General features: G+C 74.3%; 21 protein-coding genes. 2 read left to right on the forward strand and 19 right to left on the reverse strand.

From position 1 onward, the window contains the following. Nucleotides 1-255 precede the first annotated feature (255 nt). From GA0070613_RS01030 to GA0070613_RS01065, 9 genes are all read right to left on the reverse strand, one after another. A complete protein-coding gene (locus tag GA0070613_RS01030; protein ID WP_089010539.1) occupies nucleotides 256-960 on the reverse strand; it encodes a 3-keto-5-aminohexanoate cleavage protein in 705 nt (234 codons plus the stop codon). Between the two features lie 97 nt (nucleotides 961-1,057). Further along, a complete protein-coding gene (locus tag GA0070613_RS01035; RefSeq protein ID WP_089010540.1) occupies nucleotides 1,058-1,756 on the reverse strand; it encodes a regulatory protein RecX in 699 nt (232 codons plus the stop codon). Nucleotides 1,757-1,771: 15 nt separating this feature from the next. Further along, entirely contained in the window at nucleotides 1,772-2,818 is a 1,047-nt protein-coding gene (gene recA / locus GA0070613_RS01040) for a recombinase RecA (protein WP_089010541.1), read from the reverse strand. Nucleotides 2,819-3,003: 185 nt separating this feature from the next. Beyond that, on the reverse strand, nucleotides 3,004-3,204 hold the full coding sequence (locus GA0070613_RS01045; protein WP_089010542.1) for a DUF3046 domain-containing protein: 201 nt from the start codon (nucleotides 3,202-3,204) through the stop codon (nucleotides 3,004-3,006). A gap of 4 nt (nucleotides 3,205-3,208) precedes the next feature. Continuing rightward, entirely contained in the window at nucleotides 3,209-4,558 is a 1,350-nt protein-coding gene (locus GA0070613_RS01050; RefSeq protein ID WP_089010543.1) for an MFS transporter, read from the reverse strand. 75 nt (nucleotides 4,559-4,633) lie between these two features. Beyond that, a complete protein-coding gene (locus tag GA0070613_RS01055; protein ID WP_089010544.1) occupies nucleotides 4,634-5,773 on the reverse strand; it encodes an acyl-CoA dehydrogenase family protein in 1,140 nt (379 codons plus the stop codon). Between the two features lie 96 nt (nucleotides 5,774-5,869). Continuing rightward, on the reverse strand, nucleotides 5,870-6,574 hold the full coding sequence (locus tag GA0070613_RS01060) for a UdgX family uracil-DNA binding protein (RefSeq protein ID WP_089010545.1): 705 nt from the start codon (nucleotides 6,572-6,574) through the stop codon (nucleotides 5,870-5,872). Between the two features lie 68 nt (nucleotides 6,575-6,642). After that, on the reverse strand, nucleotides 6,643-6,765 hold the full coding sequence (locus tag GA0070613_RS33910) for a hypothetical protein (protein ID WP_269459028.1): 123 nt from the start codon (nucleotides 6,763-6,765) through the stop codon (nucleotides 6,643-6,645). Between the two features lie 57 nt (nucleotides 6,766-6,822). Further along, nucleotides 6,823-8,163: an aminotransferase class I/II-fold pyridoxal phosphate-dependent enzyme gene (locus GA0070613_RS01065; RefSeq protein ID WP_089010546.1), complete on the reverse strand. Its 1,341-nt coding sequence runs from the start codon at nucleotides 8,161-8,163 to the stop codon at nucleotides 6,823-6,825. A gap of 38 nt (nucleotides 8,164-8,201) precedes the next feature. Here GA0070613_RS01065 and GA0070613_RS01070 point away from each other — a divergent pair, with 38 nt between their 5' ends. Both GA0070613_RS01070 and leuE read left to right on the forward strand, forming a co-directional pair. Further along, a complete protein-coding gene (locus GA0070613_RS01070) occupies nucleotides 8,202-9,449 on the forward strand; it encodes a bifunctional pyridoxamine 5'-phosphate oxidase family protein/GNAT family N-acetyltransferase (protein WP_089010547.1) in 1,248 nt (415 codons plus the stop codon). Next, entirely contained in the window at nucleotides 9,446-10,114 is a 669-nt protein-coding gene (gene leuE, locus GA0070613_RS01075; RefSeq protein ID WP_089010548.1) for a leucine efflux protein LeuE, read from the forward strand. The genes GA0070613_RS01070 and leuE overlap by 4 nt, the downstream gene beginning before the upstream one ends. Before the next feature lie 10 nt (nucleotides 10,115-10,124). Here the strand turns inward: leuE and GA0070613_RS01080 are convergent, their stop codons facing one another. From GA0070613_RS01080 to GA0070613_RS01125, 10 genes are all read right to left on the reverse strand, one after another. Then, nucleotides 10,125-11,048, reverse strand: a complete 924-nt coding sequence (locus GA0070613_RS01080; RefSeq protein WP_089010549.1) for a sporulation protein — start codon at nucleotides 11,046-11,048, stop codon at nucleotides 10,125-10,127. Between the two features lie 103 nt (nucleotides 11,049-11,151). Continuing rightward, nucleotides 11,152-12,216 (reverse strand): hemolysin family protein, encoded by a 1,065-nt coding sequence (locus GA0070613_RS01085; protein WP_089010550.1) that lies wholly within the window; start codon nucleotides 12,214-12,216, stop codon nucleotides 11,152-11,154. 76 nt (nucleotides 12,217-12,292) lie between these two features. Beyond that, nucleotides 12,293-13,648, reverse strand: coding sequence for a hemolysin family protein (locus GA0070613_RS01090; RefSeq protein ID WP_089010551.1), 1,356 nt, complete (start codon nucleotides 13,646-13,648; stop codon nucleotides 12,293-12,295). A gap of 161 nt (nucleotides 13,649-13,809) precedes the next feature. Further along, nucleotides 13,810-14,139, reverse strand: coding sequence for a monovalent cation/H(+) antiporter subunit G (mnhG, locus tag GA0070613_RS01095; protein WP_089010552.1), 330 nt, complete (start codon nucleotides 14,137-14,139; stop codon nucleotides 13,810-13,812). Further along, nucleotides 14,139-14,402, reverse strand: a complete 264-nt coding sequence (locus GA0070613_RS01100; protein ID WP_089010553.1) for a monovalent cation/H+ antiporter complex subunit F — start codon at nucleotides 14,400-14,402, stop codon at nucleotides 14,139-14,141. The genes mnhG and GA0070613_RS01100 overlap by 1 nt, the downstream gene beginning before the upstream one ends. Then, on the reverse strand, nucleotides 14,399-15,082 hold the full coding sequence (locus GA0070613_RS01105) for a Na+/H+ antiporter subunit E (RefSeq protein WP_089010554.1): 684 nt from the start codon (nucleotides 15,080-15,082) through the stop codon (nucleotides 14,399-14,401). The genes GA0070613_RS01100 and GA0070613_RS01105 overlap by 4 nt, the downstream gene beginning before the upstream one ends. Continuing rightward, nucleotides 15,079-16,587 (reverse strand): Na+/H+ antiporter subunit D, encoded by a 1,509-nt coding sequence (locus GA0070613_RS01110; protein ID WP_089010555.1) that lies wholly within the window; start codon nucleotides 16,585-16,587, stop codon nucleotides 15,079-15,081. The genes GA0070613_RS01105 and GA0070613_RS01110 overlap by 4 nt, the downstream gene beginning before the upstream one ends. Nucleotides 16,588-16,642: 55 nt before the next feature. Then, nucleotides 16,643-17,125 (reverse strand): Na(+)/H(+) antiporter subunit C, encoded by a 483-nt coding sequence (locus GA0070613_RS01115; protein WP_089010556.1) that lies wholly within the window; start codon nucleotides 17,123-17,125, stop codon nucleotides 16,643-16,645. 55 nt (nucleotides 17,126-17,180) lie between these two features. Then, complete coding sequence (locus GA0070613_RS01120) at nucleotides 17,181-20,015, reverse strand: Na+/H+ antiporter subunit A (RefSeq protein ID WP_089010557.1); 2,835 nt, start codon at nucleotides 20,013-20,015, stop codon at nucleotides 17,181-17,183. A gap of 157 nt (nucleotides 20,016-20,172) precedes the next feature. Then, nucleotides 20,173-20,559 (reverse strand): hypothetical protein, encoded by a 387-nt coding sequence (locus GA0070613_RS01125; protein WP_089010558.1) that lies wholly within the window; start codon nucleotides 20,557-20,559, stop codon nucleotides 20,173-20,175. Nucleotides 20,560-20,717: the final 158 nt, after the last annotated feature.

Raw genomic sequence — 20,717 nt, forward strand, 5'->3', positions numbered from 1 at the left:
GCCGTCAAGGGCCGGTGAAGCTGGCCAAAGTGATGCTGTTCTGTTACGAGATCTATGTTGTGCGCTTAGCCTGCGCTGGTCGGGCAATGTGAACCTGTATGGCGAGGCTAGGTCGCGAGAGGCGGTTCGGTCAAGAACTCATGATCAAACCACCCGGACGGAGAGAAGTTGGGGCATCACCCAGCGCTGACCAGATGCCGGACACGGGTGGACAAAGACGGCGAGCCAGCAGGCGCGGAGGGGTGTCGGCCCTGCTCACCGGGCACCGAGCGCGGCGGCGGCGGAGACCAGCGCCGAGTTGTCGGCCGCCGGCGAGCCGTCCGGCAGCACGACGGTGTCCTCGAGGCCGATCCGGGTGTCCAGGCCGCGGCGTATCGCGTCGGCGAGCACCGGCCAGGTGGCCGGGCCCTCGCCGTGCAGCAGCACCGGCGGGCCGTCCGGCGGGAGCGCGGCGAGGATCGCCGCGGCGTCGGCCAGCGCCACCTCGGGCTCCTCGGCCAGGCACTCGACCAGGATCCGGCCGGCCGGCACCCGCCACCGGCGCCAGGCATCGACCGCCGGCACCGTCCAGAGCCCGGCCTCGACCAGCACGCCCCGCTCGTGCAGCGCCGCGGCGACGGCCTCCGCGCCGGGCTCGTGGGCGTTCACCGAGGCGAAGTCGGGCAGCACCGGCCAGGCCCGGACGGCGGCCACCCGGGCGGCCGGGTCCGGCTCGATCCAGGCGCCGGTGGTCACCCCCACCGGCAGCCCGGGCACGGCGGTCCGCAGCGCGGTGACCGCCTCGGCGATCACCGCGGGATGCAGCGACTCCGCGCCGGTGGCGTCGCGCGGGTGGACGTGCACCGCGGCGACCCTCCGCGCGGCGCATCGGGCGGCGTCGGCCGCCAGCTCGGCCGGGGTGACCGGGACGCCGGCATGCTCGTCGCGGCGCCGGCCGCCGTTGAGACAGGCTTTCAGCACCCGGCCATCATCGCCGGACCGGGCGACGGTCGCGAACCGCGCCGCCTCGCCCGCCCTTCGGCCCGGAACGCGTGCCGCACCCGGTCGCCGACCCGGCTCAGCCGAGGGCGCGGTTGTCCCGGTCGGGTTCGCCCTCGGCGTCGGCCAGGGCGTCGGCGTCGATCTGCTCGGCGAACTCGGCCGCCTCCGCGCTCTGCGCGGCGAGCGCGTCCTTCACCGCCCGGATCGCCACGCCCGGCGGGTAGCCCTTGCGGGCCAGCATGCCGACGAGGCGGCGGAACACCGCGTCCGGCTCGCCCCGGACGGAGCGCAGCTTCCGCTCCACCAGGGCCCGGGCGGTCTCCACCTCGGTCTCCTCGTCCAGCTCGCCGAGGGCCTCGCTGGCGGTGTCGCCGTCCACCCCGCGCTGGCGCAGCTCGTTGGCGAGCGCCCGGCGGGCCAGCCCCCGGCCGGCGTGCCGACTGGAGACCCAGGCCCGGGCGAAGGCGGCGTCGTCGATGATGCCGACCTCGTCGTACCGGTCGAGCACCTGCGCGGAGACCTCCTCGGAGATGCCCCGCTTGGCCAGCGCCCCGGCCAGCTCGGCCCGGGTACGCGGCCGCACCGCGAGCTGCCGCAGGCAGATCTCCCGGGCCACCTCGGCCTCGTCGCGCGGCGGCGCCGGGGTCGCCTCCGGACCGGGCTCCTCGGACCGGCCGCGGCGGCCTCGTCGGGGTCGGGGGGTCGTGTTGTCGTCACCCGGCCGGGGCGGGCTGGCGTCCCAGCCCCGCCCCGTGCGGGCGCGTCGTCCTGCCACTTAGCCGGCGACCGGTCAGAAGTCGACCGGCGGCAGCTCCGGGCCACCGGCGGCGTCGCCCGCGCCGATCCCGACGCCGAGCTTCTCCAGGATCTTCTTCTCGATCTCGGCGGCCACGTCCGGGTTGTCCTTGAGGAACTCCCGGGCCTTCTCCTTGCCCTGGCCGAGCTGGTCGCCGTCGTAGGTGTACCAGGCGCCGGACTTGCGGATGATCGCCTGCTCCACACCGACGTCGATCAGGGAGCCCTCGCGGGAGATGCCCTTGCCGTACATGATGTCGAACTCGGCCTGCTTGAACGGCGCGGCGACCTTGTTCTTCACGACCTTGACCCGGGTCCGGTTACCGACCACGTCGGTGCCGTCCTTGAGGCTCTCGATGCGGCGCACGTCGAGCCGGACCGAGGCGTAGAACTTCAGCGCGCGACCACCGGTGGTGGTCTCCGGGCTGCCGAACATCACGCCGATCTTCTCGCGGAGCTGGTTGATGAAGATCGCCGTGGTGCCGGTGTTGCTGAGCACACCGGTGATCTTCCGCAGCGCCTGGCTCATCAGCCGGGCCTGGAGGCCCACGTGGCTGTCGCCCATCTCGCCCTCGATCTCGGCGCGCGGCACCAGTGCCGCCACCGAGTCGATCACGACGATGTCGAGCGCGCCGGAGCGGATCAGCATGTCCGCGATCTCCAGCGCCTGCTCGCCGGTGTCCGGCTGGGACACCAGCATCGCGTCGGTGTCGACGCCGAGGGCCTTCGCGTACTCCGGGTCGAGCGCGTGCTCGGCGTCGATGAAGGCGGCGATGCCCCCGGCCCGCTGGGCGTTGGCCACCGCGTGCAGGGCGACCGTGGTCTTACCGCTGGACTCCGGACCGTAGATCTCGACGACCCGGCCGCGGGGCAGACCGCCCACGCCGAGCGCCACGTCGAGCGCGATGGAGCCGGTCGGGATCACCGCGGTCTGGATGACCGGCCGCTCGCCCAGCCGCATCACCGAACCCTTGCCGAACTGCTTGTCGATCTGAGCGAGAGCAAGGTCGAGTGCCTTCTCCCGGTCGGGCCCTGCGGCCATGTTTGCCACCCCTGCCTTCGCCGGCGTCTTTCCTGAGCTTCGCGTCACGCGGGACACGCTAGGCGCTGGGTCCGACAGAAAACCAGCCGACGGGCCGCGAGCTGTGGACGAGCACCCCGCTGTGGACAATAGCCGAACAGGTGTACGACTCGGCAAGCGACACGCGGAAGCAGCGATGGGGCCGCTCAGCGTAGCCGGGCGGGGACCCGGTCGGGATAGGCGGCGACGACGGCCCGCCAGACCACGTGGGTCTGCTCACCCGACCTGAGCGCCTGCTCGATGGTCCGCCCGCCGAGTTGGGACAGCACCTGGTCGCGGGCGATGCTGGCCGCATAGCCGGGCCCGAACACCTCCTCCAGCCGCGCCCAGAAGTCGGTCAGCCGCACGTGATCAGTCCTCCTCGTCGGGCACCCGCCCGGGCACCGGACGCAACGCTAGCGCCACCAGGGGCACCACCGCGATCGCCGCGAGCAGGGTGAGCACCGGATAACCGGCCGCCCGCACCACAAACCCGCTGACCGCGGCGGCGCTGGCGCCGGCCAGCCCCATCGTCAGGTCGGAGAACCCCTGCACGCTGGGGCGGACCGCCGCCGGCACCGACTCCGACAGCAGGGTGGAGCCGGCCACCATCGTGCCGGACCAACCCAGCCCGAGCAGGACCAGGCCGACCGAGAGCCGCGGCGTGTGGTGCCCGGCGGTGCCGGCGACCGCGCACGCGGCCAGCAGCAGCCCGACGCCGCCGAGGACGACCGCGCGCCGACCCAGCCGGTCGGTGAGCCAGCCAACCAGCGGGCTGAGGGCGTACATGCCGGCAATGTGCAGGCTCAGCACGATGCCGACCAGCCGCAACACATCCGCATCGCCGTGCGACTCGCCGAGGCGTACCGGCGTCATCGACATCACCGCGACCATCACCACGTGGCCCACCGCCACCGACGCGATGCCGAGCCGGGCGGCCGGGCGCCCGCGTACCACCTGCCAGGCCGCCCGCATCCCCGCACCGCGCCGGGCGGGCTCCGCCTGCGCGGCGACGGCGTCCACCGGCGGGGTGACGTCCGGCGCGGCGACGGAGTCCGCAACCGGGGCGTCGGCCGCCGCCAGCCGGCGCGCGGTGAGCAGCGGGTCGGGCCGCAGCAGCACCAGGAGTACGACGGCGGCGAGCACGAACGCGGCGGCGCTGAACGCGAACGGGCCGGCCAGCGGCGGCAACCCCCAGCCGCTGGTGGTGCGATCGGCCAGCGCGGCGAAGTTCGGCGCGGCCACCGCGCCGATGGTGGTGGCCCACACGATCAGCGAGAGCTGGCGGCCCCGGCGGGCCGGCTCGGCGAGGTCCACCGCGGTGTAGCGGGCCTGGAGGTTCGCCGCGGTGCCGCCGCCGAAGAGCAGCATGCCGAGGAAGAGCAGCGGCACGAAGCGGGTGACCGTGGCGAGCACCACCAGGACGGCGCCGACCGCGCCCGCCAGGTAGGCGACGGCCAGTCCGGGGCGCCGGCCGTGCCCGTTCATGATCCGGGTGACCGGGACCGCGAGCAGGGCCCCGCCGACCACGGCGGCGCTCTGCGCCAGGCCGGCGACCGCGGTGCCGGCGATCCGGGCGGCGAGCAGCGCCCCGACGGCGATGCCGATGGTGACGCCGATCCCGCCGATGATCTGGGTGGCGAAGAGCAGGCGCAGGGTCCGCCGCTGGATCGGCGCGACATCCGGCCGGGTACGGGCCGGCGCGGTCAGGTCGGTGGCCATGCCGGCCTCCTCAGTAAGGGGTCAGACGCCGCCCCATCCTTGCAAACCGACCCCGTCCCGCGGGAGCCGGTTTCGCTACAGGCCGAGCCCCCTGCCGATGATCTCCTTCATGATCTCGGTGGTGCCGCCGTAGATCGTCTGCACCCGCCCGTCCAGCCAGGCCTTCGCCACCGGGTACTCCAGCATGAAGCCGTAGCCGCCGTGCAGCTGCACGCAGCGGTCGGCCACCTTGTTCTGCAGCTCGGTGGTCCACCATTTGGCCTTCGCCGCGTCGGTCACCGACAGCCGGCCGGCGTTGAACTCGGCCACGCAGTGGTTGACGAACGTCCGGGCGATGGTGACCTCGGTGTCCAGCTCGGCCAGGAGGAAGCGGTTGTGCTGGAACTTCCCGATCGGCCGGCCGAACGCCTCCCGGGAGCGGGCGTACTCCAGGGTGACCGCGAGCAGCTTCTCCGCCGCCGCCACCGCGGCCACCGCGATGCTCAGCCGCTCCCGGGGCAGGTTCCCCATCAGGTGGTAGAAGCCGTGGTTCTCGGTGCCGATCAGGTTCTCCGCCGGCACCCGGCAGTCGTCGAAGAAGAGCTCCGCGGTGTCGTTGGCCTTCAGGCCGACCTTGGCCAGCCGCCGGCCCCGGCTGAAGCCGGGCGCGCCGGTCTCCACCGCGACCAGGCTTACCCCGTGTGCGCCCTGATCGGAGGTCCGGACCACCACCACGACCAGATCGGCCATCTCCCCGTTGGTGATGAACGTCTTCTGCCCGTTGAGGACGTAGGAATTCCCGTCGCGGACCGCGCTGGTACGCACCCCGGCCAGGTCGGAGCCGGCCCCCGGCTCGCTCATCGCGATCGCCGTGACCAGGTCGCCCGAGCAGAAGCCCGGCAGCCAGCGCTTGCGCTGGTCGTCGGTGGTCAGGTCGGTCAGGTACGGCGCCGCCACGTCGTTGTGCAGGCCGAAGCCGAGCCCGGAGCAGCCGGCCGCGACGATCTCCTCGTCCAGCACCGCGTTGAACCGGAAGTCCTGCTGACCGCCGCCGCCGTACTCCGGGTCGACGTCCATGCCGAGCAGCCCCGCCGCGCCGGCCTTGCGCCACACCTCCCGGTCGACGATCCCGTCGGCCTCCCAGCGGTCGTGGTGCGGGACGGCCTCCCGGGTCAGGAACCGGCGGCACAGGTCCCGGAACTCTTCGTGGACGGGCTCGTAGAGATGCTGCTCCATGGCGGCCAGTGTGGCACCGCTCACCGGAGCTGCCCAGGGGCGGTTGCTCCAGCCGACGCACCCGGATCAGCCGGGGTACGGCGGATGGGACCCGGCTCAGGCGGCGAGGGCGCGGGCGGCGACCGTCAGGTCGGAGACCAGGCCGGCGTACGCGGTGTCCTGGTCGTCGGCGCGCAGCACCGCCGACGGGTGGATGGTGGCCAGCAGCCGGGCCTCGGGGGCGTCGGCGACCTTCCCGGCGTTGTCCACCGGCACCCGGATGAAGTCCTCGGGGCGCTGCGCGGAGGCGGGCCAGGGCAGCAGCCCGCCGCGCTGCTTCGTCACCCGGAACGTCGGGCCGAGCAGCGCCTTGGCGGCGGTGGCCCCGAGCACCACCACGATCTCGGGGTGCAGCCGGGCGAACTCGGCGACCAGCCAGGGCCGGCACGCGGTGATGTGCACCCGGTCCGGCGTCTGGTGGATCCGGCGCTTGCCGCGCAGTTCGAAGCGGAAGTGCTTCACGGCGTTCGTCAGGTAGATGTGACCGGGGTCGATCCCGGCGTCGTCCACCGCCTTACGCAGCAGCCGGCCGGCCGGGCCGACGAAGGGCAGCCCCTTCTGGTCCTCCATGTCCCCGGGCTGCTCGCCCACGAAGACCACCCGGGCGCTCTCGTCGCCCCGGCCGAATACCGTCTGCGAGGCGTCCCGGTAGAGCTCGCACCCCTGGCAGCCGGCCGCGGCGGCGCGCAGCTCGTCGATGGTGTCGGCCTGCGGCGGGATGAACTGCTGGGCGCCGGGGGCGCTCTCGGTCTGCTCGGCCATGCCGACTTTATATACCGGTTTCGTCCCGGACGGCGGGTGCCGCGCATCGCGAGGCACGCGTCCGTGCGTCAGTAACCGCCACCTCCTCCTCCGCCGCCGCCGCGCATGGCCAGCGCGATCACGATGATCACGATGATCACCGCCACCGCGATGGCGATCCAGAGTCCGGTCCGGGACCTGTTCGAAGCCATGGTCGACCACCTCCCGGCGCGGCATTCCCGCAGATGCGGCCGGCATGCCCGGCGCGGTCAGGCGGTGAACCCGAACGGCGCGGTGGGGCGTACCGCGCGGGCGACCGCGGCGGCAAGCGGGGCGAGGTCGGCCTCGTCGAGGGAGCTGACCGTGATCCGGACGCCGGGACCGGCGGCGATCCGGTTGAGCGCGCCGGGGGCGACCGACCAGCCGGCGTCCCGCAGCGCGGTGACCACCACGGTCTCGTCCGGGACGGGCACCCAGACGTTGATCCCGGTGCGGCCGTGGGCGGCCAGGCCGTGCGCGGCGAGCGCGTCCGCCAGCCCGTTCCGCCGTCGCTCGTAGCTCTCCCCGGCCCGGCGCACCAGGTCGGTGGTGCCGGGGTCGCGCCAGAGCGTCAGGACGAGGCGTTGCAGCACGGTGGAGACCCAGCCGGCGCCGACCCGGGCCCGGCCGGCGACCCGGGCCACCGTGGCCTCGTCGCCGGCCAGCACCGCCAGGCGCAGGTCCGGGCCGTAGGGCTTGCTCACCGACCGGACGAAGGCCCAGGCCGGGGTCGCCCCGGCGAGCGGACGCAGCGGTACGCGGGCCAGCTCGGCGGCGTGGTCGTCCTCGATCAGCAGCAGGTCGGACCGGCCGGCGAGCAGCGCCCGCAGCGCGTCGGCGCGGTCGGCGGACACGGCCGCGCCGGTCGGGTTCTGGGCACGGCTGGTGACGATCAGCGCGCGGGCCCCGGCGGCGAGGGCGGCCCGTACCCCCGGCTCGGTGGGGCCCTCGTCGTCGACCGGCACGCCGATGGCGCGCAGCCCGAGCGCGGCGACCAGGTCCAGCAGGTTGGCCCAGCCCGGGTCCTCGACCGCCACCGCGTCACCGGGCCGGAGGTGGGCGGCGAGCAGCCGCTCGATGCCGTCCAGCGCGCCGCCGGTGACGGTGATCTCCTCGGCCGGTACGCCGTCGGCGGTGAGCCGTTCCCGGGCGGCGTCGGCGAGCTCGGGGACGACGGCGGTGGCCGCGTACCCGGTGGGCGGGCCGATCTCGGCGGCGAGCGCGGCCAGGTGCGGACCGAGGGGCGGCAGCAGCCGGGGGTCGGGCTGCCCGGCGGAGAGGTCGCGGGCGCCGGGCAGCGGCGTCGGCAGCAGGCCGGCGCGGCGGGCGGCGACCGGCGGGCGCGGCCGGACCCGGGTGCCCTGCCGGCCGGCGGTGACCACGAGGCCGCGTTGCCGCAGCTCCTGGTACGCCCTGGCGACGGTGGCGGGGCTCACCGCCAGCCCGGTGGCGAGGGCGCGGACGGCGGGCAGGGCGTCGCCCGGGGCGAGTGCCCCGCTGCGGACCCCGCTCTCCACGCTGGCCGAAATGGCGGCCGACGTCGACCCCTCGATCTGATAATGTGCTGCCACAGTTCAGGCATTGTACTAGAACAAAGGTGGGATGTCGCATGTACCCCCGGACCGAACGGACCATCGCCACCCGCACCCGCGACCGGATGAGCTACGACGAGACCGCCGCGCACGCCGTCCTCGACGAGGCGTACCACTGCGCCCTGGGGTTCACCGTGGACGGTGAGCCGCGGGTGCTGCCCACCCTGCACGTCCGCGTCGGCGACACCCTCTACCTGCACGGCTCCACCGGCAGCCGGCCGCTGCTCGCGGCCCGGGGCGACGCCGGGCTGCCGGTCTGCGTCGCGGTGACCCTGCTCGACGCGCTGATCTACGCCCGCTCCCAGTTCCACCACAGCGCCAACTACCGCTCGGTGGTCGCCCACGGCACCGCGCGGCTGGTCACCGACGAGCGGGAGAAGACCGACGCGATGACCGCGCTGGTGGAGAAGGCCGCCGCCGGGCGCAGCGCGGACAGCCGCCCGCCGAGCCGCCGGGAGCTGGCCGAGACCGCCGTGCTGGCGCTGCCGCTGCGCGAGGTGTCGGTCCGCACCCGCACCGGCGGGGTCAACGACGACCCGGCCGACCTCGACCTGCCGTACTGGGCCGGGGTGCTGCCGCTGCGGCTGACCGCCGGACCGCCGGAGCCGGCCCCCGGGGTGACCGCGCCGCTGCCGGCGTACCTGCGGCCGGCCCGGTCGGCCTGGCTGGAGCCGGTGGTGCTGCGCGGCGAGCACGTGGTGCTGGAACCCCTCGACCCGGCGCACGCCGAGGAGCTGTACGCCGCCACCGCCGACCCGGAGGTGTGGCGGCACCTCGGCGGCCGGCAGCCGGTCGATGCCACCGAGATGGGCGAGGTCATCGCCGCCTACCTGGCCGCGCATCACCGGGGCGAGCGGGTGCCCTGGGTACAGCGCTGCGCCGCCACCAGGGTCGTGGTCGGCACCACGTCGTTCTACGAGGTCGACCCGGACCGGCGGTCCGTCGCCATCGGTTACACCTGGCTCGGCCGGCCCTGGTGGCGGAGCGGGATCAACACCGAGGCGAAGCTGCTGCTGCTCACCCGGGCCTTCGAGGAGCTGGGCGCCGTGCGGGTGGTCTGGCACACCGACATCCGCAACGAGCGCTCACAGCGGGCCATCGAACGGCTGGGTGCGACCCGTGAGGGGGTGCTGCGGATGCACCGACCGCGCGCCGACGGTTCCTGGCGGGACACCGTGCAGTACGCGATGACGGTCGATGAGTGGCCGAATGCACAGGTCAGGCTGCGGGAAAGGCTTCGCCCGGGGGCGCCGGTGGGGTCATGATGTCCGGCGTGCTGGGCATCACCGACATCTGGACGTACCTGCTGGGGACCGTGGCGATCATCCTGCTCCCCGGGCCGAACTCGCTCTTCGTGCTCTCCACCGCCGCCAGGCGCGGGGTGGGGGCCGGCTACCGGGCCGCGGGCGGGGTGTTCGTCGGCGACTCGGTGCTGATGATCCTCTCGGCCGCCGGGGTGGCGTCGCTGCTCAAGGCGTACCCCCCGCTCTTCCTGGTGATCAAGTACGCCGGCGCGGCGTACCTCGGCTATGTGGGGTTGACGATGCTGCGCGGCGCCTTGCGGCGCTGGCGCGACCGCAACGACCCGAGCACGCCGCGGCTGATCGACGCGGCCGAGCCGGCGGCGCTGCGCAGCCCGTTCCGCAAGGCGCTGGTGATCAGCCTGCTGAACCCGAAGGCGATCCTCTTCTTCATCTCGTTCTTCATCCAGTTCGTCGACCCCGGGTACGCCTGGCCGGCGCTGTCGTTCCTGCTGCTCGGCCTGATCGCCCAGGTGACCAGCGCGCTCTACCTGACCGCGCTGATCTTCGCCGGGACCTTCCTGGCCGCCCAGTTCCACCGGCGCCGCCGGCTCGCCGTCGGCGGCACCACCGCGGTCGCCGCCCTCTTCCTCGGCTTCAGCATCAAGCTCGCCACGGCCTCGGTCTGACCACGCGGCGTCAGGTGCCGTCGCCGCCACCACCGCCGATGCCGCCACCGCCGGCCGTGCCGCCCAGGCCGTAGCCGGGTGCGACCGGGTCGTCGGGGTGGCGGCTGACGTGGGCGGACTCGCTGATCGCGGCGGACCAGTCGGCAGGCGCGGCGGCGGCCGCGTGCCGGTTGACGGCGTGCCGCAGCCAGCCGTCGACGGTGGCCACCCAGTCGCGCCGGTCCTGACCCGCGTGCCAGACCCGGAACCGGCTGATGCTCTGGTGGGTGACCCCGGCCAGGGAGAGCCGGCGGTCCAGCCAGAGCAGCACCTCCACCCCCGCCGCGTTGGTCACGAAGATCAGTTCCAGCTCGGTGATCGGGCCGGCGTAGAGCGGCGCCACCCAGTAGCCCAGCCGCTCGTGGAGGGGCAGCGTCTGCTCCACCCCGGGCAGCCGGCCGTGCTGCAGAGCCGCCTGCCGCATCACGAAGCCGAGGGTTTCCAGCGCGGCGAGGATGTGCTGCTGGGTGGGGAGCGGGTGGACGAAGACCGGCACCATCGCCCCCTGGTCCAGGTCCGGGTCCACCGACACCTCGGTGCGCAGACCGGTGCGCAGACCCATCAGCGGCACCCCGCCGAAGATCGTCACCGGGGTCTCCCAGGGCAGCGGCAGCACGAAGTCCACCGCCCGCCGCCGCCCCGCCGGCACTACGAACCGGCCGGCGATCGGCACCTGGTGGTACTGCACCAGGCGGCGCGGCGAGGCCGGATCCTCCGGCTCGGCCTGGGCGACCAGGCCGAGCCGGATGTGTCGGACCAGCACGTCCTCTCCCCCGGCGGCGAGCGTCACCCGCCCGGGCAGGCGCAGGCCGGGGCGGGTGCTCGGGTTGGTCAGGGTGGTGGTCACCGACAGTCCGGTCCAGCCGGACTCCGACGACACCCCGGTCAGCCGCACCCCGCTCCCCCCGTTTCCGCGCCGACGAGGCCGCTTTCCCGGCCGCGGCCGTTCCGAACGCGTCCGGCCGTCGGTCACGCGGACCCGGCGGCCGGACGGTCGATCAGCGCAGGCGCCGGCCCCTCGGCACCGGGTCGGTCTCGTCGTCGAACTCGCCAATGACCTCCTCCAGCAGGTCCTCCAAGGCGACGAAGCCGATCGGCCGGGTCGGGCCACCGCCGTTGCGGACCAGCGCCAGCTGGGCCTGCCGGCCCCGCATCGCCGCCACCGCCTCGGTGACCGAGGCCTGCCCGGGCAGGGTGAAGGCCGGGGTCATCAGCTCACCGGCGGTCGCCGGCCGGCCGGTGGTCACCGCCCGGACCGCCTCCCGGACGTGCACCAGGCCGCAGACCTCGCCGCCGGAGTCGAGCACGGCCAGCCGGGACCGGCCGCTGTCCCGGGAGACGTGCTCGATCCGCTCGGCGGTGTCGTCCCGGCGGACCGTGACGATCCGGTCGAACGGCTCCATCACCTGCGCCACCGTGGTGCCCTGCAGCTCCAGCATGCTGGTCAGCAGCTGGTGCTGCTCCGCGCCGAGCAGGCCGCGCTCGCGGGACTGCTGCAGCAGGATGCGCAGCTCGTCGGGGCCGTGCACCTGGGCGAGCTGGTCCTGCTGGTGCACGCCCACCAGCCGGAGGACGCCGTTGGCCAGCGCGTTGAGCGCGGAGAGCACCGGGCGGGCGACCCGGGCGAAGGCCCGGAACGGCAGCGCCAGCAGCGTCGCCGACCGCTCCGCGTCGGTGATCGCCCACGACTTCGGGGCCATCTCACCGACCACCAGGTGCAGGAAGGTCACCAGGCCGAGGGCGAAGAGCAGCGCCACCAGGTGGCTGACCGCGTCCGGCAGGCCCACCGCGTGCAGCAGCGGGCTGAGCAGGTGCTCGATCGCCGGCTCGGCCAGGGCGCCCAGGCCCAGGGTGCACAGCGTGATGCCGAGCTGGGCGCCGGCCAGCATCAGCGACAGCTCGCGGACGCCGTCCAGGGCCGCCCGGGCGGCCCGCCCGCCACCGACCGCCGCGTGCTCCAGCCGGTACCGCTTGGCGGCCACCAGGGCGAACTCGGCGGCCACGAAGAACCCGTTCAGCGCCAGCAGCACCACGGAGAAGAAGAGCGCGAGTCCCGGACTCATGCCGCCACCTCGCTTCGCTCGGCGTCGGCATGAGCCTTGTCCGCGCCGAGTTCGATGATTCGCTCGCTCCGCTCGCTCATGCCGCCTCCTCCCCGCCTTCGGCCTCGGTCATCCGGAGCCGGACGGAGTCGGCCACGTGCCGGTCCACGGCCAGCACCTCGACCAGCGCCCGGTGCTCGGTGTCGGGGACCTCCCCGTCGACGACGAGGTTGATCTCCAGCCGGTCGCCGACCTCGGGCACCCGGCCCAGCTCCCGCATGACCAGCCCGGAGAGGGTGTCGTACTCGGGGGCCTCGGGCAATGCGATGCCGGTGCTGTCGGCGACCTCGTCGATCCGCCAGCGGGCCGGCACCACCCAGGAGCCGTCGTCCTGCCGGGCCGGGGCCCGCTCCGGCGGGTCGTCCTCGTCGCGGATCGGCCCGACCAGCTCCTCGGCGATGTCCTCCAGGGTGATCACGCCGGCGAAGCCGCCGTACTCGTCGACCACGCAGGCGAGCTGCCGGTGGCCGACCCGGAGCCGGTCCAGCACCGTCGGCAGCGGCAGCGTCTCCGGCACCAGCAACGGCGGTACGGCCACCGCGGCGACCCGGGTGGTCGCGCGCTCGGCCGGCGGCACGCCGAGCACGTCGGCGATGCCGACCACGCCCACCAGGTCGTCGACGCCCTCGGCGCCGCGGACCGGGAAGCGGGAGTGCCCGGTGTCGAGCAGTTCGACGACCCGGCTGACCGGCTCGTCGGCGCGTACGGTGTGCACGTCGACCCGGGGCACCATGGCCTCCCCGGCGGTCAGCTCGCGGAAGTCCAGGCCCCGGTCGAGCAGGTCGGACATCGCGGCGTCGAGGCTCCCCTCCTCGCGGGACTCGGCGATGATCTGCTCCAGGTCCGCCGGCGTGGCGCCGCCGGGCAGCTCCTCGATCGGCTCGATGCCGAGCCGGCGCAGCAGCCGGACGGCGGACCGGTCAAAGAGGGTGATCACCGGGCCGGCGAGCTTCAGGTAGATCAGGGTGGACCGGCTCAGCGCCCGCGCGAGGGGCTCGGCGCGGGCGATGGCCAGGTTCTTCGGGGCCAGCTCGCCGAGGACCATCTGCACCACGGTGGCGATGATCAGGGCCAGCACCACCGAGAGCGGCAGGCTGACCGCGGTGGACACCCCGGCGACGCCGAGCAGGTCGGCCAGCCCGGCGCCGAGGTACGGCTCGGCGACGTAACCGACGAGCAGGGCGGTCACGGTGATGCCGAGCTGGGCGCCGGAGAGCACGAACGACAACCGGCCGGTCACCTCCAGGGCCCGGGCGGCGGCCACGTCGCCGGCGTCGGCGAGCTGCTTGAGCTTGCCGCGGTCCACGGCGACGTAACCGAACTCCTGGGCCACGAAGTATCCGGTGGCGGCGGTGAGCACGATGATGAGTACGAGACCCACGACGATCAACACGGGAGGTTCAGGGCTCCCGGGGTCGTAAGGGCGACGGGATGCCGGGCACGACCCGGCTGGCTACTGCTGCCCTCCTGGGCAGAGGAGTCGATCATGCACCCATTTTATCTGCGCTGGCTGGACGCCCGCTGGGGGTGGCACAGTTGTCCGGTTCCACCCGGTCAGCGGTCCGCCAGCTCGTCCGTGTCGAGGAGGGCCCGGTCGACCCGACCCGACCGGTACGCGGCCCGGCCGACCATCTGGGCGGCGACCGGCGCGGTGGCCAGTTGGAAGGCCGCGACCAGGGCCAGCATGCCCAGGTCCGACGGCGTGCGCAGGCGCAGCGCCACCCCGGCCAGCAGGAGCAGCACGCCTAGCACCTGCGGCTTGGTGGCCGCGTGCATCCGGTCCAGCACATCCGGGAAGCGCAGCACGCCGATCCCGGCGGCCAGGCTGAGCAGGGCCCCGGCGGTCAGGCAGGCCGCACCGAGCCAGTCGGCGAGCACCCCCATCACGCCGCCTCGCGGACGGCGAAGCGGACCAGGGCCACCGAGCCGACGAAGCCGAGCAGGGAGAGCACCACGAGCACGGGCAGCGTGGCGGCGTGCCGGTTGACCGCCGCCTCCGCGCCGACCGCGCCGAGCATGGTGGAGAGCAGCAGGTCGGCGCCGACGACCCGGTCCAGCAGCGACGGCCCCCGGTAGATGCGGGCCAGGGCGAGCAGCGCGGTGACCGAGAGCAGCACGGTCAGCACGACGGCGAGGAGCATGGTCACGGATTCTTCCTCCGGTCGACGGGTTCGGTGCGCAGCTGGCGTACCTCGGCGGGCGAGCCGATCGCGCGGACGAGGCGCCGCTCGACGGCGAGGATCCGGTCCCGGCTCGCGGTCAGGTCCTGCGGGCCGCGGACGTCGAGCACGTGCGCGTAGAGGACGCCCTGGTCCCGGTCCACCTCGAGGATGAGGGTGCCCGGGACCAGGGAGATCACCTCGGCGGTGAGCGCCAGGTTGAGGTCGGTGCGTACCCGCAGCGGCACCGCGATGATCGCGCCGCGCGGCCGGTAGCCGGGGCGGACGGCGATCGCGGCGACGTGGAAGCTGGCGCTGACCAGCTCACCGGCGAACGTGGCCGCCAGGACGAGCAGCGCCCTAGGGCGGAGCCGGCCGCCGAAGGTGACCGGCGGCAGCGGGAAGAAGAGCAGCACCGCGGCGCCCACGACCAGCCCGCCGAGCACGTTGCCCCAGGTCACGTCCCCCCAGAGCAGCAGCCAGGTCAGCACCAGCCAGCCGAGCGCGACCGCCTCGTCCCGCCACCGGCCGCCGCGCCGGGACGCCGCCGGCTGCGGTCCGTCCGTGCCGTCGCCGCCGGGCGGCGGACCGGACGGGCCGGCACCGCGGGCCGGCGGAGGACCCGGCGGCCCGGCCCCGTCGCGACCGGACGGCCCGCCGGCCGTCACGGGACGCCGGCCGGGAAGACGGCCCGCACGTAGGGGGTACGTTCGCGCAGGTCGGCGGCGGCGTCCGCGGTGACCTCGAAGAGCGGCCCGGCGGCGAGGGTCAGGCCCACACCGAGCGCCACCAGGGCCGCGGTCGCGCCGACCATCAGCGCCGGCAGCCGTACGGCCGGGTCGGCGGTGGCCAGCCGGGGCGACCGCCAGAACGCGATGTTCCACACCCGGGAGGCGGCGTAGAGGGTGAGCAGGCTGGTCACCGTCCCGGCCCCGACCAGCACCCCGGGCAGCACCCCGCGCGCCGCCACGCCGGCCTGGAGCAGGCCGAGCTTGCCGAGGAAGCCGGAGAGGGGCGGGATGCCGGCGAGGTTCATCGCCGGGACGAAGAAGAGCACCGCGAGCAGCGGGGCGACCCGGGCGAGCCCGCCGAGCCGACGCAGGTCGGTACTGCCGGCGCGCTCCTCGACCAGGCCGGCGACCAGGAACAGGGTGGTCTGAATGGTGATGTGGTGCACCACGTAGAAGATCGCCCCGGAGAGGCCGGCAACGCTGCTCAGCGCCACCCCGAAGATCATGAAGCCGATGTGACTCACCAGGGTGAACGAGAAGAGGCGCTTCATGTCGGACTGGGCCACCGCGCCGAGGATGCCGACCACCATGGTCAGCCCGGCCACCACCATGAGCAGCCGGTTGGCCTGGCCGCCAGGGAAGAGCAGCGTCTCGGTGCGGATGATGGCGTACACGCCGACCTTGGTGAGCAGGCCGGCGAAGACCGCGGTGACCGGGGCCGGGGCGGTCGGGTAGCTGTCCGGCAGCCAGGCGGAGACCGGGAAGACCGCCGCCTTGATGCCGAAGGCGAGCAGCAGCATGAGCTGCAACCCCAGCCGTACGCTGTCCGGCAGGCCGTCCAGCCGCCCGGCGAGCTGGGCCATGTTGAGGGTGCCGGTGGCCGCGTACACCAGCCCCAGCGCGGCCAGGAAGATCATCGAGGAGAGGATGCTGACCACCACGTACGTCGAGCCGGTCCGGATCCGGGTCTCGGTGCTGCCCAGCGTGATCAGCACGAAGCTCGCCGCCAGCAGGATCTCGAACCCGACGAAGAGGTTGAACAGGTCCCCGGCCAGGAAGGCGTTGGTGACGCCGGCGGTCAGCACCAGGTAGGTCGGGTGGTAGATGCTCACCGGCGCGCTCTCGCTGGTCTCCCCGCGCCCCTGGCCGATCGAGTAGAGCAGCACGCAGAGCGTCACCGCCGAGGAGACCACCAGCATCAGCGCGGCGAGCTGGTCGGCGACCAGCACGATGCCCACCGGCGCCGGCCAGCCACCCACCTGCACCACGACCGGTCCGTGCCGGTACGCCTCGACCAGCAGCGTCACCGCGACCGCCAGGTTGGTGGCGAGGCCGACCACGCTGACCGACCGTTGCAGCCGGGGCCGGTTGGCCAGGATCAGCGTCAGCGCGGCGCCGAGCAGCGGCACCACCACCGGCAGCGGCACCAGCGCGGCGGTCACTCGGCCGTCTCCGTTCGCGACTGCGGGGCTCGCAGGACCGGCTCACTCCCCGCGCTCACCGCTGGTCCCGCCGTCGGCGCAGCCGGCGCAAGGCGGGCCCCGGGTCCACCTGCTCCGGGTCGTTGTCCGGGCCCTCGCCGCCGAGGTCCGCGGTGGACACCTCGTTGCGCTCGGCGAGCCGGACGATCTGCCGGTCCTCCAGGTCGTCCTGCACCTCGTCGTCGCCGCTGAGATACCAGCTCCGGTACGCGACCGCGAGCAGGAACGCGGTCAGCCCGAAGGTGATCACCACGGCGGTGAGCACCATGGCCTGGGGCAGCGCGTCGCTCAACTCCCCGGTCGGCGCGGTGCCCACCACCGGGGCGGCCCCCGACCGGCCGCCGAGCAGGATCAGCAGGTTCACCCCGTTGCCGAGCAGGATGACGCCGAGCAGGATCCGGCTCAGGCTGCGCTCCAGCAGCAGGATGACGCCGGTGGCCACCAGCACCCCGACGGCGATCACCAGCACCAGGGTGGGTCCCGCCCCGCCCGCGCTCACCGCGCCACCTCTGTTCGCGACTGCGGGGCTCGCAGAACCGGCTCACTCCTCGCACTCACGTCCGATCCCCCTCCCGGTCGACCGCCAGGCCCCCCTCCGGGCCGCCGCTCGCTTCGATGTGCCGGTCCACCTCGGCGCCGAGGCTGCGCAGGATGTCCAGCATCAGCCCGACCACGATCAGGTAGACGCCCACGTCGAAGAAGAGCGACGTGACCAGGTAGCAGTGACCGACGGCGGGCAGCCAGAGGTCGACCTTCACGCTCTCCAGCACGGATCCGGTGCGGAGCAGCCCGACCGCGCCGGTGCCGACGGAGACGGCCAGCCCGGCGCCGAGCACGGTCCCGGCCCCCACCGGCGCCGCCTCGGCCAGCTCGTACCGGCCGCCGGCCAGGTAGCGGACCGCGAGGGCGAGGCCGGCCACCAGGCCACCGGCGAAGCCGCCGCCGGGGGCGTTGTGCCCGGAGAAGAGCAGGAAGAGGGAGAAGAGCAACACGGTGTGGAAGATCAGCCGGGTGACCACCTCGAAGACGATCGACCGTCGCCGCTCGCGCAGGGTCGCCCCGCCGCGCAGCCACACCGGCCGCCGGTCCCGTCGGGGCGCGGACGGCGCGGGGCGGCGCGGCCGCGGCCCGGTGCGGGACCGTTCGAAGATCAGGCTGGCCACCCCGGTCGCGGCCACCACCAGCACGGAGATCTCGCCCATGGTGTCCCAGGCACGGATGTCGACCAGGGCCACGTTGACCACGTTGCGGCCGTAGCCCTGGGCGACCGCCAGGTCGGGGTAGGCGAGCGAGATCGACGGCGTCCGCCGGGCGCCGGCCGCCGCCAGCGCGAGGCCGGCCAGCACCAGCCCGGCCGCCACCCCGATCCCCCGCCGCAGCCAGCGACTGCGACGCAAGGGTCGGGCCGAGAAGCGGTCCGGCAGGCGCCGCAGCACCAGCACGAAGAGCACGATGGTGGCGGTCTCGACCAGGAACTGGGTGAGCGCCAGATCGGGCGCGCCGTAGAGGACGAACATCATCGCGGTGCCGTAGCCGGTAACCCCGACCAGCAGCATCGCGGTGAGCCGGCGGCGGGCGCCGACGGCGAGCACCGCCGCCACCGCGATGATCAGGCCGACCACGAGCTGGGCGGGGGTGTCCCAGAGCGCGATCCGCTCCCGCCAGGGGCGGGCGGCCAGCATCGCCGCGCCGGGCACCAGCACCAGCGCGAGCAGGATGGCGCCGAGGTACTGCGGCAGCGAGCCGCGCTGGGTGGCGCCGGTGACCTCGATGGCGAACCGGTCGAACCGGTGGGTCACCCACTCGTAGCCCTGGTTGCCGCCGACCGGGACGTGCAGCCGGCCGAGCGCGGGGGCGAGCGGGCCGCGTACCAGGTGCAGCGCGACGCCGCCGGCGACCGCGACCGCGGAGAGCCCCAGCGCCAGGTTCGGCCCGGGCCAGAGCGCGAGGTGCGCCTCCCCCGGGCCGAAGAGCTCGGCGTACGGGTGGAACAGGCCGCCCAGCCAGCCGGCGGCGGGACCGGCGGCCAGCCCGGCGGCGGCGAGCAGGGCCGGTGGCGCCAGCATCGCGGCCGGGGCGGCGGCCAGTTCGGTGGGCGGCGTGCCGGGGCGGCTGGCGAAGGCGCCCCAGAGGAAGCGGATGCTGTACGCGACGGTGAGGGCGGTGCCGCCGACCAGCACGGCGAGCACGAGCGGCCGGTCGGTGAAGGCGGCGAGGACCGCCTCCTTCGCGACGAAGCCGAACAGCGGCGGCAGCCCGGCCATCGACGCGGCGGCGAGCCCGGCGACCACCGCCAGCAGCGGCGCGGTACGCCCGACCCCGGAGAGCTCGCGCAGGTCACGGCTGCCGGCACAGTGGTCGAGGAGGCCCACGACGAGGAACAGGGCCGCCTTGAACAGCGCGTGCGCCAGCAGCATCGCCGTGCCGGCCAGCGCGGCCTTCGGCGTGCCCGCGCCGATCACCACGGTCAGCAGGCCGAGCTGGCTGACCGTCCCGTACGCCAGCAGCAGCTTCAGGTCGGTCTGCCGCAGCGCCGCCCAGCCCCCGGCGACCAGGGTGACCAGCCCGGCGACCACGGTGACCGGACGCCACGGGCCGGCGATCGCGAGCACCGGGGCGAGCAGCCCGACCAGGTAGACCCCGGCCTTCACCATCGCCGCCGCGTGCAGGTACGCGCTGACCGGCGTCGGCGCGGCCATCGCCACCGGCAGCCAGGAGCTGAACGGGAAGACGGCGGACTTGGCCAGCGCCCCGGTCAGGATCAGCAGCACCGCCACGGCGAGGTACCCGCCACCGGGCAGCGGCGCGGCGGTGATCGCCGACCAGCGGTAGCCGCCGGCGTGCCGGCCGAGCAGGAGGAAGCCGACCAGCATGGCCAGCCCGCCGAGGGTGGTCACGGTCAGCGCCTGGGCGGCCGCCCACCGGCTGGACCGTCGCTCGGTGCTGTGCCCGATCAGCAGGTAGGAGAAGACCGTGGTCAGCTCCCAGAAGACGTAGAGGAGCAGCAGGTCGTCGGCGACCACCAGGCCGAGCATCGCCCCGGCGAAGGCGACCAGCACGGCCGCGAACCGGGCCAGCCCCGCCGAGCCGGGGTGGAAGTAGTGGGCGGAGTAGACCAGCACCAGCGCGCCGATGCCGCCGACCAGCAGCACCATCAGCCAGGACAGGGTGGTGACCCGCAGCGCGAGGTCGAGCCGGAGTTGGCCGATCCACGGGTACGTCTCGACGACCGCGCCGCCGTCGCGGACCGCCGGGGTGTGGGCGATGGCCCAGCCGAACGCGGCGGCCGGCGCGAGGGCGAGCGGGTAGCAGGCGCGCGGACCCCACCAGCGGACCAGCAGCGGCGCGAGCAGGGCCGCCACCAGGTGCAGGATCAGCAGTACGAGCACACACGCTCCAGGTCGAGTGGGACCGCACGCCGGGACGGGCACGCTCCGGCCACGACCGATCAGACGTCAGATCGCCGACCCAGGGGCGGGTTTGCCGAAAACGGTCCGACCGGGACCGGACCGGATCAGCGACGCGGTACGGCGTACCGGATCCGGGTCAGCGGAGCGAGCCTTCGCCGGCGGAGAGCGCCGGCGCGCGGGACGGCCGCTCCCGCCGGGTCTCCACCAGCAGGTCGGGTCGGCCGAGCTGGCGCACGGCCTTGTTGACCACCCGCTGGGCGGCGGCGAGGGACCGCACCGAGAGGAGCCGGCCGCGACTCTCCCGGCGCAGGACGAAGTAGTGCACCGCGGCGCGGACCAGCCCCCGGTCGGCGGCGCTGGAGTGGGCGGTGGCGATGACCAGCTCCCGCAGGCAGCTGGCGAGCTGCTCGGCGAGCTCCAACTCGGGGCCCTGCAGGCCGGTGCGGAGCGCGGCGAGATGGCTGTCGACCTTACGGATGAGCACGTCGGTCCCGGGCCCGGAGCCTCGCTCCTCGACGGTCATCCAAAGCCCTCCACCCCACGCTGCGTTGTGAGTGAAGTTACTTTATGTTGCGCGGCACAAGCAAGCAGTTAAGTAAGACTTAACGCGTTCAACGTCGCATCCGTCGCGTAAGAGCCGGACCCGGACAGAACCCGCGCCCGCCGCGGGCGGGTTGTCGC

Origin of the sequence: Micromonospora inositola (genome assembly GCF_900090285.1) — a bacterium.
GTDB lineage: Bacteria > Actinomycetota > Actinomycetes > Mycobacteriales > Micromonosporaceae > Micromonospora > Micromonospora inositola.

Excerpts from the sequence above, each read along its gene's own strand:
- recA (WP_089010541.1), bottom strand. The coding sequence starts at position 2,818 with ATGGCCGCAGGGCCCGACCGGGAGAAGGCACTCGACCTTGCTCTCGCT.
- GA0070613_RS01050 (WP_089010543.1), bottom strand. The coding sequence starts at position 4,558 with ATGGCCACCGACCTGACCGCGCCGGCCCGTACCCGGCCGGATGTCGCG.
- GA0070613_RS01055 (WP_089010544.1), bottom strand. The coding sequence starts at position 5,773 with ATGGAGCAGCATCTCTACGAGCCCGTCCACGAAGAGTTCCGGGACCTG.
- GA0070613_RS01060 (WP_089010545.1), bottom strand. The coding sequence starts at position 6,574 with ATGGCCGAGCAGACCGAGAGCGCCCCCGGCGCCCAGCAGTTCATCCCG.
- GA0070613_RS33910 (WP_269459028.1), bottom strand. The coding sequence starts at position 6,765 with ATGGCTTCGAACAGGTCCCGGACCGGACTCTGGATCGCCATCGCGGTG.
- GA0070613_RS01070 (WP_089010547.1), top strand. The coding sequence starts at position 8,202 with ATGTACCCCCGGACCGAACGGACCATCGCCACCCGCACCCGCGACCGG.
- leuE (WP_089010548.1), top strand. The coding sequence starts at position 9,446 with ATGATGTCCGGCGTGCTGGGCATCACCGACATCTGGACGTACCTGCTG.
- GA0070613_RS01085 (WP_089010550.1), bottom strand. The coding sequence starts at position 12,216 with ATGAGTCCGGGACTCGCGCTCTTCTTCTCCGTGGTGCTGCTGGCGCTG.
- mnhG (WP_089010552.1), bottom strand. The coding sequence starts at position 14,139 with ATGGGGGTGCTCGCCGACTGGCTCGGTGCGGCCTGCCTGACCGCCGGG.
- GA0070613_RS01125 (WP_089010558.1), bottom strand. The coding sequence starts at position 20,559 with ATGACCGTCGAGGAGCGAGGCTCCGGGCCCGGGACCGACGTGCTCATC.